This is a genomic window from Catenovulum adriaticum (genome assembly GCF_026725475.1).
Classification (GTDB): Bacteria; Pseudomonadota; Gammaproteobacteria; order Enterobacterales; family Alteromonadaceae; genus Catenovulum; species Catenovulum adriaticum.
The window spans coordinates 3,015,668-3,028,507 of record NZ_CP109965.1 but is presented as its reverse complement, the minus strand read 5'-3'; the positions used below and the strand labels follow the sequence as shown (position 1 = coordinate 3,028,507).

The window sequence follows — 12,840 nt, the reverse complement described above, 5'->3', positions numbered from 1 at the left end:
TAAATTTCGATTTTAATTTGTATCTGCATGCATTGGTAAGTTAGGGCGAGGCTCTAATGCTTGATATTGGTTGTTAGACACTTTTGCAATAGTTGTTTGATTACGGCCTGACGCTTTGCTTTGGTAAAGTGCATTATCTGCTAATTTGAGTGTGCTTTCTAAACCTAATTCACAATCATATTCAACCAAGCCAAAGCTCATTGAAACAGACGCTTTGTTTGTTGTTTGATTTACCAAAATCGTTTGATTAATTTGCTTTCTAACTTTTTCAATTTTCTCGAAGGCAGAGTCTATTTGAGTTGATGGCATGACAATTAAAAACTCTTCGCCTCCCCATCGGCATACAATATCAGAGCTGCGCATACTTCCTTTCAGTAATTTAGCTACCCCAATTAATACCAAATCACCTTGATCGTGTCCTAATTGATCATTCACTTTTTTAAAAAAGTCTATATCACCTAGCGCTATGGATAAAGGAGAATGTTCGCGGTTAGCTAATGCGGTTTGTTGTTTCAACGCATTTTGCGTATACCTACGGTTGTATAGGTTAGTTAGGCTGTCGTTATTAGCGAGTTTACGTAACTTCAGCTCCTGTTTAACGGTAAGTTGCAAGGTCATGCTTAAACCTGCTGCGAGTGGGAGGTTAGCAATGGTTATATTTAAAAAATGAATCAAAGGTAACAAATTAGGGTAAGCGTAAGTGTATTCAATCTGCCCAAACCAGACATATAAACTGGCAAATAAAAACGTAATAATGCAGCTGTAAATAAAAGATGAGAAGGGCTTTAGTTTTGTATGAAGAATTATTAACGCGGAAATTGACCAAAGATAAAACTGAAAGCCTGAGTCTAAGCCTAAAGTTGCGGCCGAAAACACTGAATGACAAATAACTTCAAAAGTAAATAAATATACCGCTAAGGTGTGTTTACCCCTGCGGTTAAGCAATAAACCAATAAGCCAAATAGGCACACTAATTAGGTTTATTATCGCCATGTGTGTTGCACCAATGACAAGGAATCCTGGTATCAGCAATATATGGACTATTAACCCAAACACCCCAACCAGCGAGAGAACATAAAAACGTTTAAAATTGCTTTCATCCACGCAATCTGGGCGAGTATGAAATTTAAGTTGTTGTAAAAAACCTGCAGGCATATTGTTTGGCATCCTAAAGCCGTGTGAGCCGCTGAAAACTACAGCTATGGTGTTAGATAAAATTATAGTTACACTTTAGGCCTTTAGCAGATTATTTTTGGTGAGTTGATTTTATTAATATATCTCTACATACCGCCTTAATTTATTCAGGCTCATCTAGTGGGATATGTTTGTTGTTGTACCTGTGGGTGCCATCTTTTTTCCAAAAATTAACAGCGGGTACTTGAACTTCCCATAGTTCACTGGCATTCCATACAAAGCCATTTTTATAACGATTTAAATAGTACTCTTCATCGTAATGTGAATTTGCTCGGCTGGTTTTAAAAAATAAATTACTACTTCTGCTAACCGTCACTTCCATTTGACTTAAAAATTGTAATTGTCGTCTGGTAATTTGTTTGCATACAGGTTCATCTGGATTGTCAGGGTATAACGAGGATACGATGGCCCTTTCTATTTCGCCGCTGTCTTGCTGAATAAAGTAAACTCCAGAGCCAACTGGAAATCGGCCAACCATTTTATTAAATAAGTAGGTATATTCAGGATGATACTGTTGGTCTTGGGCACCTTGCGTGAGTGTATCGAACGCATTATAAATTTGCTGGTAATCAAATTCTGGTTTAGTCGATAAAATCATCGAAGTATAAACCATAGGAATTCGCAACAAATCACCCAATGAATCTTGTGTTTGGTTGAGCCTTTTTTGCACATCTAAAATAAACTGAATTTGTTCTGCTTCAGCATGAATAAATTCAGTTCTTTCTTGCTTGGTATCAAACCGAGTTGCAGGAATGCCTATGCCTAACTTGATATAATCTATGGTTTTTTCTAGGGTGATCTTTAATAATTGCGCTCTGTCATCTGGCGATAGCATTCTATATTTATCTTCGCCTAATAGCTCATCAACTTCAGGGCAATGGTTACCAATTGATTGTAGTAACGTTGCTTTAGCTAATGGCTTTAAAACATATTCACGATAGGCAATTTTAATTTCAGTGGGCATGAGTTGTTTGCTATCGGCCTCATCGGACTTATCTATCATTAAATTATAAGCCGATTTTTCAGGAAAAATTTCAGCTAACTTTTTGGCTAAATAAGGATGAATTTGGGTAGCGTCAAGCCGAGTTCTAACTTCTTCAAATAAGGCAATGCTAAGCGCGGTAATATAAATTGGTTTATTTTTTTGGTTACGTACATGGCGCACTTTTTCATCTGGGGAGGGAACCGACAAGGCAATCGTACCTAAAAATTGGCTAAAAATGCGTTTGCCATCCAATAAATCTAACATTTGGTCAACCAAGTGATCTAAATTTTGATAGCGCTCAGCCTGTTGTGACGAAATGGTTTTCTCAAGTGCTTTTTTATCATTGATGGCTTTATCTTGCAGTCGATATAAACGATTTAAGTATTTAGCTGTTGATGGCTGATCTTTTATTTTGGGCAGTTTGCCTTTTTCTTTTTGGTAGTTTTCAATTACGTCAATTTGAGCTTGATAAGCATCAATGGCTTTTTTAAATTTAGCTTTGTTTTCAAGTTGTGTTTGGTAGTAGGTAAAAAAGCTTTTTGCGTCTTCAACTTGTTTTACATAATCTTGACGAAATTTAGAGATTCGCTTTGAAATAGCACTCGCCATTGGAGGAATTGTCGATAAACTTTTACCGGCTAATAATTGTGGTTTTTTATAGTGCGTTGAATTGCTTTTAAGCAACATTAATCATATCTCATGCTTAGTTAATTATTATTATTGAGTATTGTCATTCAGCCAGAACCGCTAATGAACATGCTTGAATGATAGTCAGTCTGTGTCTGAAACTCAAATAATACTGCAATTGGCAAAAATAAAAATTACCAAATTAGCGTGGTTTTAAGTGATATTTGATTAATATTACCGTCAAATTGATAAAAAGATGAGCTGCTTGATGTTGCTTTGGTGGTTTTTAAGTTTTGATTTTGATATTCGGCTAACAAGGTGAAATTTCGGCTAAACCTATAATTTAGCGCTATTGTTGCTCTGGTCGATTTTTGCTCGCCCGTTAATTTAGTATCACCTTTTATGTGGGCTACCCAATCTCGACTTAGCGGGATATCGAGTCTAAGGCCAACCAATGTGTTAGTCGTCGAATCTGAATGTTTATTTTGACCTGTATTATTGGGGTAAGAAAACTTTTGCTTGTGATAATTAAGGCCAGCCATTGCATAAACTCGAGTATTGGCGTGTAATTCAAGCACCTTGTAGCCAGCAAGCCACTGCGCATTTATGCCTTTTAAGGTGTAACGTTCGTCTTGAGCTAGCTTATCTTCAAGTGAATACTGATTAATTTTATAATCGATGAGCCAAGTATGATTGGTTGAGTAACCACTTAAATTAAGTTGATTGTCGAGAATTTGGCTGGTGGAGTCTGCTTTAAAGTTAGCCGAAATCGATTCAACTTGTTGGGTTTGTTTGTTGTAAAACGCTATCTGGGCATCGCTGTTATAATGATTGATGCCCAAGCTGATCCCATGATGCCACCCCAGTGCATGCGAGCTTGCAATGAAGGTAAAGTTTAATCCAACTAACAAGCTTGTGAAAAGTATTGGGTTTGAACGCATTATGATTGGATTTCCTGCTTATTTTTAAGTTTTTACAACAATGTATCGGTCAATAAAATTATACAGGTTTTTATTGCATTCTGAATTAAACAATTTATTAAATTTTTAAATTTTGTTTGAATTTAAGCTTAAATCAATATAGTTTTATTGCTAATAATTTATCTTAAGGTTCTGTTTTATGGCGAAATTTCAGCGAGGCGTGATAGCCGAGGATAATCTGCATAGCTTATATCTTATATTTAAGATTCATGCAGGATATGAACCTCGTATTCGCCAGTTGTTAGCTGAATTTAATGACTTAATTGACGCATTTTCAGATTCGTATTCAGAGGCTGAATTAACAGGTTTTGCTGCAATAGGGACAAAGCGTTGGTCGTCTGTATATCCCAATGATAAACCAAAGCATTTAACTGATTTTCCAAATTTAAGTACCGAATATCATAATGCGCCAGCAACACCTTATGATCTGTTTATTCAAATTCGGTCTGACAGAGCCGATGTTAATCATTTAACTGGGATTCGCATCTGCCAACACTTCAGTGATGCTGTTTTTTTATTGGCTCAAGTGAAAGGGTTTAGGTACTTAGATGGCCGAGATTTAACGGGTTTTATTGTGGCAAGCGATAACCCGCATGGCGTAAAACGCAAAAAAGTTGCGCTAGTTGATGAGTTACAAGACCCTGTTTTTTCAGGCGGAAGCTATATTCATATTCAAAGATATCGGCATTTAATGGTGAGTTGGAATGAGTTGAGTGAGGCAGAACAAGAAACCATTATTGGCAGAGAGAAAAGCGCTAATCATAGGTTGGCTCAACCCAAAATAAACTCTCATCTAAATAAAACCCAGTTAATTGGAGAAGGCGCACAACCTATTGAGTTATTAAATCAAAGCATGCCTTATGGAACTATGTTAATGCAGGGGCTGTTTTATATTGCGTGTTGTCGTTCGCCTGAACCTTTTACTCAAATTTTAGCGAGTCGCATGGGATTAAATGATAATAGCTACGATCGTTTACTGGATTATTCACGAGCAGAAACAGGCGCTGCCTTTTTTGCGCCGTCGGTCGATTTTTTAAAGCAAAATGGTTAATTATAAAACTTATTTTATTAACTGAATATCCCAGGTTTGCATAACCCCGTAGCTGGTTTCAGCGGTTAAGTAAGAATCATCTTCACTAAAGGCAAAGTCGAGCACTGTCGCAGCAAAGTTGTCAGAGACAAAAGGCCAGCTGGCAATTAACTCACCACTATTTACTGTCCATAATTTTACTTTATGGTTCGGCGCACCAGTCGCCAAAAGATGACCATTATGTGAAAATTTAACTGCCGTAAAAATTTGCTGTCTAGCTGTATATTGCAGCTTGCTTATTTTGGTTCCAGTCGATAAATCCCAAATCCAAGATTGATTAGTACTGTTGGCGGTGAATGCAAAACGAGCTTTTTGATCTAACCCTAATTGGCTTACACGGCCTTGATGATTAATTTGGCTAACGACTTGAGCGGTTCGACTATCCCAAAATAAGGCTTTTCCGGCGTAATCGCCGCTCAATACATATTGACCATTAGCCGACATAGCAAGCGCGCTAATACGCTCTTTATGTGCTAAAAATTCGATACGCCGTCCGGTTAATAAATTAATATGGATAATTTTACCGTTGAGTAGCCCTAACACCACGTATTCGCCTTTATTGCTGATTTGAGCTGCGGCGATATTAGCATCATCAATTTTGTAATACCCTTTATTGGCGCCGGTTTGCATATTCCAAACAGCAAAGCTTTGTTTATCTGCGGTGAGGGCAACTTGATTATCTTGGCTTATTTTAACAATATGAACTTGGTTTGTTTGGCTGGGCCGTTGTTGCCATAAATATTTAGGTAAGCGCGCTTGGGTATCCCACAACCTTATACCTTGCGGGGTGCTAACGGCAGCCCATAAGCCATTTTGAGATAAATCCGCGGCGTAAGCCCCTTTGTCGGTATGAATTTGGCGATTGACTTCTTTTGGTGGCTCACTTGTGCAAGCCCCCAAAAGCAAAGATAAACCAATTACATAAATGAGTTTATCGATTATTGAAATATTGCAAGTTGAAATATTTGCCATTGTTTTGCCAAATGGGTTGAGGGTAAATGCTTAAAGTCAGAGCGGACAAATTGTCTGATCTGGCCTTCAAGCCAACTAGTTATCTGGTTTGCGATAATTATTTCAGCAAAAGGTAAATCTTTACCTTCTCGCATCGGCCGTTCTCGCAGTACCTGTTTTAATTGAGTTTCAATACGCTCAAATAAAGTATTAACTCGAGTTCTTAATCTAAGTTGTTCGCCCATTAAAGCATCGCCACTTAAAATACGCGAAATTCCCGGGTTTTTTTCAGCAAACAATAACACCAACTGTGAAATTTTTAGGCAACGACTGGCTGATTGTTTGTCATCTTCCAAAATTTTATTAATACGTGTAAATAAAGTATCTTCAACAAAATCCAACAAGCCTTCAAACATTCTCGCTTTGCTTGGAAAGTGACGATACAAAGCGGCTTCTGTTACGCCTACTGCTTTTGCTAGTCGGGCTGTCGTGATGCGCTCACCCGGATTTGTCTCTAACATATTAGCTAGTGCTTGAAGGATCTCTTGTTTACGATTACTGCTTTTTGTTTTATTCATACTTGTCTACTTAATTATAGTTATTTTTTAGGATTAATTTGTTTGCGCATGCCGCTTAGCAATAAGTTGAAGCAATTCAATGGCTAAACTTTGTTTATCTGTTATTGGGAAATTTTGTTGACCGTTTTGCCAGTAAACCGCAACCGCATTTTGATCGCTATTAAACCCAATTGCTTGATTAGACACATCGTTAGCCACAATCATATCTAAATTTTTGCGTTGCATTTTGTCTTTGGCATAATGTTCAACGTCTTGCGTTTCTGCGGCAAAACCAACGCAAAAGGGTTTGTTAATTTGCTGGGCAATGGTTGCCAATATATCTGGATTTTTAGTGAGCTGTAAACTGAGCTGATGCTGTGTTTTTTTGATTTTTTGTTCAGCCACCTCGGTTAATTTATAGTCGGCAACAGCAGCACAAGCAATAAATATATCAATCTGCTGAGCATGTTGCTGACAAGCATCTAGCATTTGCTCTGCACTTTTAACCGCAATGTGTTCACAATTTATCGGTTTTTCGAGCTGTGTAGGGCCGCTCACTAAAGTTACCTTCGCACCTAACTGCTGAGCTGCGCTGGCAAGAGCGTACCCCATTTTTCCTGAACTATGGTTTGAGATATATCTAACCGGATCTATAGGTTCTTGAGTTGGGCCTGCGGTAATTAGTAATTTTTTACCTTGCAAAACTTGCGGTAAAAAAAAGGCGGGAAGTGACTCTATGATTTGTGCAGGCTCTAACATTCTCCCTGCTCCTACATCCCCACAAGCTTGCTGACCAACTCCCGGCCCTACAATAAAACGACCATCTTTTTTGAGCTGGGTGATATTTCGTTGAGTGGCTGGCGCAGCCCACATTTGCTGATTCATTGCCGGCACTACGACAGTAGGTGCATTGCTGGCTAAACATAAAGTACTTAATAAATCATTTGCCATGCCTTGACTTAGTCTTGCAATTATATCGGCAGTGGCGGGGGCGATTAAAATTAAGTCTGCCCATTTAGCCAATTCAATGTGTCCCATGGCGGCTTCCGCCGCTGGGTCAAGTAAATCATCTGCTACAGGGTTGCCTGACACTGCTTGCATTGTGAGTGGTGTGATAAAGGATTGAGCTGCTTTGGTCATGACAACTCTTACTTGAGCTCCTTGCTCAGTTAATCTGCGCGTTAGTTCGGCGCATTTGTAAGCCGCTATACCACCCGATAGGCCTAATAATATTTTTTTATTTTTCAGTAAGCTCATTATGTTAGGTTTATTAAAGTTGGTTGCGATTAACTCACAGTTTACTATACTTTTTTTCAAACTGCAGATTCTATCTGGATTAAATTTCTTTAACCAAAAGAGATACATAGAAAGTAAGTGCAAACTTCAAGGATGAAATATGAGTATTAAAGACTGGCCAGCGTCGGATCGCCCACGCGAAAAGTTACTACAAAAAGGCGCAACCGCTTTAACCGACGCTGAATTATTAGCTATATTTTTGCGCACAGGTGTAACAGGCTGTAGTGCAGTTGAGTTAGCACGACAATTATTAGCTGAATTTGGTAGCTTACGTGCATTGTTTGGTGCTGATATTCAGCGATTTTGTTTAGCGAAAGGGTTAGGAGAGGCTAAATATACCCAGCTACAAGCTTGTCTTGAAATGAGTAAACGTTATTTAGCCGAAGTATTATTGAAAGGCGATGCGTTAACATCAGTTGATGCTTGCCGACAGTTTTTAACAGCTCAATTACGAGATGAACCCCATGAAGTATTTGCGTGTTTATTTTTAGATAATCAGCACAGGGTTATCGAGTTTGCACCGCTGTTTTATGGCACTATTGATGGCGCCTCTGTTTACCCTAGAGTTGTTGTTGAAAAATCGCTCGCCAAACAAGCCGCAGCGGTGATTTTTGCGCACAATCATCCCTCAGGAATAGCAGAACCCAGCCAAGCTGATAAAATGATTACAGAGCGCTTAAAGCAGGCGCTCGCTTTAGTTGATATTCGGGTTTTAGATCATTTTATTGTCGGTGATGGCGAAGTGCTTTCGTTTGCGGAACATGGATTGTTGTAAAAAACACCGTTTTATTGGCTCTGGTGAATAAAAAGATTGACTAATTTTTCACTCTACTGTATAAATTGCGCCCTCTTGAATCAGGGTACGCAAACAATTTTTTCTTGAGTCAGCAAGCTCGAGATTAAGTATTTGGAGACACAGCAATGTCTAAAGTATGCCAAGTAACTGGTAAAAAGCCTGTAGTGGGTAACAACCGCTCACACGCTAAAAATGCGACTAAGCGTCGTTTTTTACCAAACTTACAATCGCACCGTTTTTGGGTAGCGAGTGAGAACCGTTTTGTTAAACTGCGTGTATCCACTAAAGGTATGCGTATCGTTGACAAAAATGGTATTGATGCAGTATTAGCAGATATCCGTGCAAACGGTATTAAAATATAAGGAAGCCTGAATATGCGCGATAAAATCCGATTGGTTTCTAGTGCCGGTACTGGTTTTTTCTACACTACCGACAAAAACAAAAAGAACATGCCTGGCAAGTTTGAAATTAAAAAATTTGATCCAGTTGTTCGTAAACACGTGATGTTCAAAGAAGCTAAAATTAAGTAAGCTTTTTTAAATTATGTGTATTAAAAAACCCAGCAATGCTGGGTTTTTTTATGTCTGAAATTTGGTACATTAACCAATTATTACTTAATTAAGAGCTAAAGGGATGCTTCGTTTAAGCCGCAAGGGTTGGAATAATGTACTGATTTTTTCAACACTCTTCATGATATTTTTATTTAATGGCATGCATCATAAATTGTTTACCTCTTCCGAGAGTCAATCGTCGCATCAAGCCATTATTCCACAAACTGAGCTTATTTTAACATTAGATATGCCTAACCTTTCGATTGAACGTATTGGTCGAGGCTGGCGAATTGTACCCGAGCCTAAAACAAACATTAGTGAACAAAGGTTACACAGCTTATTACAAAATTGGAAAAACTTAACAGGCGAGCGACTAGCCAGTGACGACATTGCCAAATGGCAAAGTGAAACGCCAAATAAAGTGGCTGTATTTTGGTTTGCAGGGGCAACCCAGGGTTATGTCATTAAATGGTTTAATAATGGCTCTGAGGCTGTTTTAAATAGCCCGGCAGGCTGGTTTTCAGTTAGCCAAAACCAGCCGCTAAATGAACTGTGGCTCACCCAGTAAATTAAAGCTTAAACCGTGCGGGTTATTTTTTGTAAGCCGGGCGGATTATTTATATCAATGCCTCTTGCTAAAGCGATTGGCGCTAAATCTAAATAAAATCGTTGTAAAAAAGTTAAAGGCTGTAACCTTGGCGGAATGTTTTTGAGCGATTGCTGAACATGAGAGATAGGGATGTGATTTTGTTCAAATTGCTTAATTTGTGCCATGTGCGACTGATAAGACTCGTCTTTAATTAAGGTATTAAAAATTTTTAACTTATGTTCAGCTAAACCCACCCCCCCATGTAAAAATTCAGCCGTACTAAATGATTCTGCATGAATACCACATAAGCCGGTTAGTTTCATTGCCGTTTCTCGGGCAACTGAATAACCAAAGCCTCTACCAAGAATGGCGCAATTTTTAGTATTGGCAAAATCTTCAGGGGTTAACAATGCGGGGCTATTAATGGCTTGAGTAAGAAACTCTGGTAACTGATGAATGGATTTTTTGAGCGCTTTATTTTGTGACCAAGTTGCAGCCAGTTGCAATAAGGCTGACAGGGTTGTTAAAAAAGTTTTGGTTGCGCCAATTGCTTTTTGCTCTCCCGCTTTTAGCGGTAAAATAACATCAATGATATCGGCCAGTGGAGAATTTTCGTCATTCACAATCGCTACTACAAAAGCGCCAGCTTCGCGAGCCATTTTGGCTTGCTGAATAATGTCAGGGCTTCGGCCTGATTGCGAAACGACTAATACAAGAGATTTTTCAAGCCGCATGTTTTTTTGGTAAATACTCGTTACCGAAGGTGCTGCCCCAACAACAGGTACGCCTGTTTCGGTTTCAAATAAATACTTGGCAAATCCACTGGCATGGTCAGATGAACCTCTACCAACCATATAAATAAATCTGGGCTGCATTATTTTTAAATGAGAGCCTAATTTTGCAATTGTATGTTCGTTTTCTTCAATTTGCTCGGCAACTCGGGCAGGTGTTTCTTTAGCTTCTAGCGATAATAAAGATTCAGTCATGTTTATCTGATGATATATTTGGCTTGCGGTCAGTTTAAATTTACTCTAACAGGTTATCACAATCATAAAACTGATTTTATAGAACGATTCGGTTCAACCTTATAAGCGAAAAGTATTTAAATTTAATTTAAGCACAAAGCTGGGTTTTGGTATAGCGTTAGCGCGCCATATACAGGCTCTGTTTGTGCTTCGCTAAGTTGCGTTTTTACACTTTGGCTTAACCAAGGCGTTATTCGTTTACTGATACCACCTACAATGCAAGTTGGACCCGCTTGTGTTTTTAATAGTTGATTAAATAACTGTTCAATATAGCGCGCAGCTTGATTAATAATTAAAATGGCTTGTTCGTCTTGCTGTTGAGCACACGAAAAAACAATATCAGCAAGTTCAGAAAATTGAGCTGGGTTAGCCGTATGCCAATACTGGCTTAATTCAGCAGGACTATTTATTTGACTAACGTTGCAAATAGCTTGGGTTAGCACATTGGGTTTTAGTAAACCATCTAACGTTAATAGACTAACCTGAACAGCTTGTTGACCTATCCAGGCGCCAGATGCCTGATCGCCTAATTTATGGCCATAACCCCCCAGCACAACCGATTTTGTTTTGCTTATCGCAATGCCGCAACTGCCGGTGCCAACAATAATCACATTGCCTTGGCTATTTTGATGTGCGCCATAGCAAGCTAAATGTAGGTCTGTGGTGAAACCAAATGATTTAAAAGGATGTTGCCATTGCGAGAGCTTTTTGGCAATTTGTGGAAAATTGACACCTGCTAAGCCTGCATAAACAGCTAGCTTAGCCAAGTTTGAATCTGTTAAACCAACTTGTTTTAATACATCCGTGCAAGCTTGCTGAATATTGCTTAACGCTGATGAATAATTTGATGCTAAATTAGCTGAGCCGGTTTTTACTTGCGCTAGTGTTTTTTGTTGCGCTGTATCATACAAAATAGCATGGCATTTAGTACCGCCTGCATCTATTGCAATTAATAAATTACTGAGCGTCATTATTTGTTTTCGTGTAGGGTTCAAAAATCTCAATCACTCTATTTACGCCATCCATATTGCGGGCGATGGTAATCGCGATTTTTTTCTCATACGCTGTGAGCATGCCCATTAAAAACACTTCACCATTTTCGGTCATAATTTTAACTTGTTGGCCATCTAATTCTTTATCTGCCAACATTCTGGTTTTGATTTTTGTGGTGAGCCAAGAGTCTTTGGTGCGTTGCGCAGGTGTGGTTGTTTTGCTAATCCTGATTTCATTATATAAATCATGGAGATCGCCATGTGTACTGGCTAAATTTGCAACTTTGTCTCTGAGCATACCAGAAGGGGCTTGCCCAATTAATAATACGTTTTTATTATGACTGACCACTTTAATATTAGTTTGTTTAGCAAGGCTAGGTGACTCTTCAATCCATTTATTGATCTCACGCTCAATGGATAAATCAGTCAGCTGCGTATCAACATCGCGTCTATCACTGGCGACAACTGCGGTCGTGCTAGCTGCACCAGCAAATAGTGCGACTGCACAGCCTGATAATTGCTGAATGATAATGCAGGCAAAAATTAACTTTAAGTATTTCATTTTACATTCCAGGAAAGAGAGTTTGCTCAATTGCATCACAAATACTATGAGCGACTAATTGGTGCACTTCGTTAATGCGGATCGCTTTATCGGAAGGTATTCTTATCTCCACGTCGTTAGGGCCTAGCAAACCAGAAATTTCGCCACCATCACTGCCCGTTAAGGCAACTACTAACATATCTTTTGATAACGCAGCTTCTATTGTTCTGAGTGAAGTTGGTGAGTTTGGATAAGCACTGGCAATCACTAATACATCGCCGGCTTGTGCGATAGCTCTAAGCTGAGTTGAAAATTGCTGAGTGGCTTTGTCTTCATCGCTCAACATTGACATTAATACAGGATCTGCTGACAGCGCCATCGCCGGTAAGCTTGGGCGTTCATGCTCTAATCTGTAATTTAAGGCATTAGCGAGCGTGCTAGCCACTGAATGGGAAAATCTATCACCACAGCAGAGTATCTTTTTTTCAGCCAATAACGCGTTAAGCATTATTTGCGCTGCGTTTTCAATAATGGGCGCTAGTACATCAAGCGCGGCTATTTTGGTATGAATACTTTCAGTAAAGCTTTGTTTAATTAATTCTTGCATGTTTGGCTAATACTTAATTGAAATGAAGTGGTTACGAACGCATTGCTGCATCATTTTTA

General features: G+C 38.9%; 15 protein-coding genes. 5 read left to right on the top strand and 10 right to left on the bottom strand.

Annotation, left to right across the window (positions count from 1 at the left end; all coding sequences use genetic code 11):
- Nucleotides 1-12: 12 nt before the first annotated feature.
- The 3 genes from OLW01_RS13345 to OLW01_RS13335 form a co-directional block, all read right to left on the bottom strand.
- Entirely contained in the window at nucleotides 13-1,155 is a 1,143-nt protein-coding gene (locus OLW01_RS13345; RefSeq protein ID WP_268074409.1) for a GGDEF domain-containing protein, read from the bottom strand.
- Between the two features lie 142 nt (nucleotides 1,156-1,297).
- On the bottom strand, nucleotides 1,298-2,866 hold the full coding sequence (locus OLW01_RS13340) for a hypothetical protein (RefSeq protein WP_268074408.1): 1,569 nt from the start codon (nucleotides 2,864-2,866) through the stop codon (nucleotides 1,298-1,300).
- Nucleotides 2,867-3,000: 134 nt separating this feature from the next.
- Nucleotides 3,001-3,747, bottom strand: coding sequence for a hypothetical protein (locus OLW01_RS13335; protein WP_268074407.1), 747 nt, complete (start codon nucleotides 3,745-3,747; stop codon nucleotides 3,001-3,003).
- A gap of 178 nt (nucleotides 3,748-3,925) precedes the next feature.
- Here OLW01_RS13335 and OLW01_RS13330 point away from each other — a divergent pair, with 178 nt between their 5' ends.
- Nucleotides 3,926-4,837 (top strand): Dyp-type peroxidase, encoded by a 912-nt coding sequence (locus tag OLW01_RS13330; protein ID WP_268074406.1) that lies wholly within the window; start codon nucleotides 3,926-3,928, stop codon nucleotides 4,835-4,837.
- 9 nt (nucleotides 4,838-4,846) lie between these two features.
- Here the strand turns inward: OLW01_RS13330 and OLW01_RS13325 are convergent, their stop codons facing one another.
- Genes OLW01_RS13325 through coaBC form a run of 3 tightly spaced genes read right to left on the bottom strand, consistent with a single transcriptional unit; the run spans nucleotide 4,847 to nucleotide 7,641 of the window.
- Nucleotides 4,847-5,848, bottom strand: coding sequence for a WD40 repeat domain-containing protein (locus OLW01_RS13325; protein ID WP_268074405.1), 1,002 nt, complete (start codon nucleotides 5,846-5,848; stop codon nucleotides 4,847-4,849).
- On the bottom strand, nucleotides 5,815-6,405 hold the full coding sequence (gene slmA, locus OLW01_RS13320; protein WP_268074404.1) for a nucleoid occlusion factor SlmA: 591 nt from the start codon (nucleotides 6,403-6,405) through the stop codon (nucleotides 5,815-5,817). The genes OLW01_RS13325 and slmA overlap by 34 nt, the downstream gene beginning before the upstream one ends.
- Before the next feature lie 33 nt (nucleotides 6,406-6,438).
- Nucleotides 6,439-7,641 (bottom strand): bifunctional phosphopantothenoylcysteine decarboxylase/phosphopantothenate--cysteine ligase CoaBC, encoded by a 1,203-nt coding sequence (gene coaBC / locus OLW01_RS13315; protein WP_268076238.1) that lies wholly within the window; start codon nucleotides 7,639-7,641, stop codon nucleotides 6,439-6,441.
- A 139-nt stretch (nucleotides 7,642-7,780) separates the two neighbouring features.
- On the opposite strand from coaBC, the gene radC reads away from it, so the two are divergent.
- From radC to OLW01_RS13295, 4 genes are all read left to right on the top strand, one after another.
- Nucleotides 7,781-8,455, top strand: coding sequence for a RadC family protein (gene radC / locus OLW01_RS13310; protein ID WP_268074403.1), 675 nt, complete (start codon nucleotides 7,781-7,783; stop codon nucleotides 8,453-8,455).
- Nucleotides 8,456-8,601: 146 nt separating this feature from the next.
- Entirely contained in the window at nucleotides 8,602-8,838 is a 237-nt protein-coding gene (rpmB, locus tag OLW01_RS13305; protein WP_268074402.1) for a 50S ribosomal protein L28, read from the top strand.
- A 12-nt stretch (nucleotides 8,839-8,850) separates the two neighbouring features.
- Nucleotides 8,851-9,006, top strand: a complete 156-nt coding sequence (rpmG, locus tag OLW01_RS13300; RefSeq protein WP_268074401.1) for a 50S ribosomal protein L33 — start codon at nucleotides 8,851-8,853, stop codon at nucleotides 9,004-9,006.
- A gap of 103 nt (nucleotides 9,007-9,109) precedes the next feature.
- Entirely contained in the window at nucleotides 9,110-9,595 is a 486-nt protein-coding gene (locus tag OLW01_RS13295; RefSeq protein WP_268074400.1) for a hypothetical protein, read from the top strand.
- A gap of 8 nt (nucleotides 9,596-9,603) precedes the next feature.
- Here OLW01_RS13295 and nagB-II read toward each other — a convergent pair whose 3' ends face one another.
- The 4 genes from nagB-II to OLW01_RS13275 form a co-directional block, all read right to left on the bottom strand.
- Nucleotides 9,604-10,602, bottom strand: a complete 999-nt coding sequence (gene nagB-II, locus OLW01_RS13290; RefSeq protein ID WP_268074399.1) for a glucosamine-6-phosphate deaminase NagB-II — start codon at nucleotides 10,600-10,602, stop codon at nucleotides 9,604-9,606.
- A 122-nt stretch (nucleotides 10,603-10,724) separates the two neighbouring features.
- On the bottom strand, nucleotides 10,725-11,612 hold the full coding sequence (locus OLW01_RS13285; protein WP_268074398.1) for a glucosamine kinase nucleotide-binding domain-containing protein: 888 nt from the start codon (nucleotides 11,610-11,612) through the stop codon (nucleotides 10,725-10,727).
- Nucleotides 11,599-12,195 (bottom strand): BON domain-containing protein, encoded by a 597-nt coding sequence (locus OLW01_RS13280; RefSeq protein WP_268074397.1) that lies wholly within the window; start codon nucleotides 12,193-12,195, stop codon nucleotides 11,599-11,601. Before OLW01_RS13280 ends, OLW01_RS13285 begins: the two co-directional genes overlap by 14 nt.
- A 1-nt stretch (nucleotide 12,196) precedes the next feature.
- Entirely contained in the window at nucleotides 12,197-12,781 is a 585-nt protein-coding gene (locus OLW01_RS13275) for a D-sedoheptulose-7-phosphate isomerase (RefSeq protein ID WP_268074396.1), read from the bottom strand.
- Between the last annotated feature and the right edge of the window lie 59 nt (nucleotides 12,782-12,840).

Excerpts from the sequence above, each read along its gene's own strand:
- radC (WP_268074403.1), top strand. The coding sequence starts at position 7,781 with ATGAGTATTAAAGACTGGCCAGCGTCGGATCGCCCACGCGAAAAGTTA.
- OLW01_RS13335 (WP_268074407.1), bottom strand. The coding sequence starts at position 3,747 with ATGCGTTCAAACCCAATACTTTTCACAAGCTTGTTAGTTGGATTAAAC.
- OLW01_RS13330 (WP_268074406.1), top strand. The coding sequence starts at position 3,926 with ATGGCGAAATTTCAGCGAGGCGTGATAGCCGAGGATAATCTGCATAGC.
- rpmB (WP_268074402.1), top strand. The coding sequence starts at position 8,602 with ATGTCTAAAGTATGCCAAGTAACTGGTAAAAAGCCTGTAGTGGGTAAC.
- coaBC (WP_268076238.1), bottom strand. The coding sequence starts at position 7,641 with ATGAGCTTACTGAAAAATAAAAAAATATTATTAGGCCTATCGGGTGGT.
- OLW01_RS13295 (WP_268074400.1), top strand. The coding sequence starts at position 9,110 with ATGCTTCGTTTAAGCCGCAAGGGTTGGAATAATGTACTGATTTTTTCA.
- OLW01_RS13275 (WP_268074396.1), bottom strand. The coding sequence starts at position 12,781 with ATGCAAGAATTAATTAAACAAAGCTTTACTGAAAGTATTCATACCAAA.
- OLW01_RS13280 (WP_268074397.1), bottom strand. The coding sequence starts at position 12,195 with ATGAAATACTTAAAGTTAATTTTTGCCTGCATTATCATTCAGCAATTA.
- slmA (WP_268074404.1), bottom strand. The coding sequence starts at position 6,405 with ATGAATAAAACAAAAAGCAGTAATCGTAAACAAGAGATCCTTCAAGCA.
- rpmG (WP_268074401.1), top strand. The coding sequence starts at position 8,851 with ATGCGCGATAAAATCCGATTGGTTTCTAGTGCCGGTACTGGTTTTTTC.
- OLW01_RS13285 (WP_268074398.1), bottom strand. The coding sequence starts at position 11,612 with ATGACGCTCAGTAATTTATTAATTGCAATAGATGCAGGCGGTACTAAA.
- OLW01_RS13340 (WP_268074408.1), bottom strand. The coding sequence starts at position 2,866 with ATGTTGCTTAAAAGCAATTCAACGCACTATAAAAAACCACAATTATTA.
- OLW01_RS13345 (WP_268074409.1), bottom strand. The coding sequence starts at position 1,155 with ATGCCTGCAGGTTTTTTACAACAACTTAAATTTCATACTCGCCCAGAT.
- OLW01_RS13325 (WP_268074405.1), bottom strand. The coding sequence starts at position 5,848 with ATGGCAAATATTTCAACTTGCAATATTTCAATAATCGATAAACTCATT.
- nagB-II (WP_268074399.1), bottom strand. The coding sequence starts at position 10,602 with ATGACTGAATCTTTATTATCGCTAGAAGCTAAAGAAACACCTGCCCGA.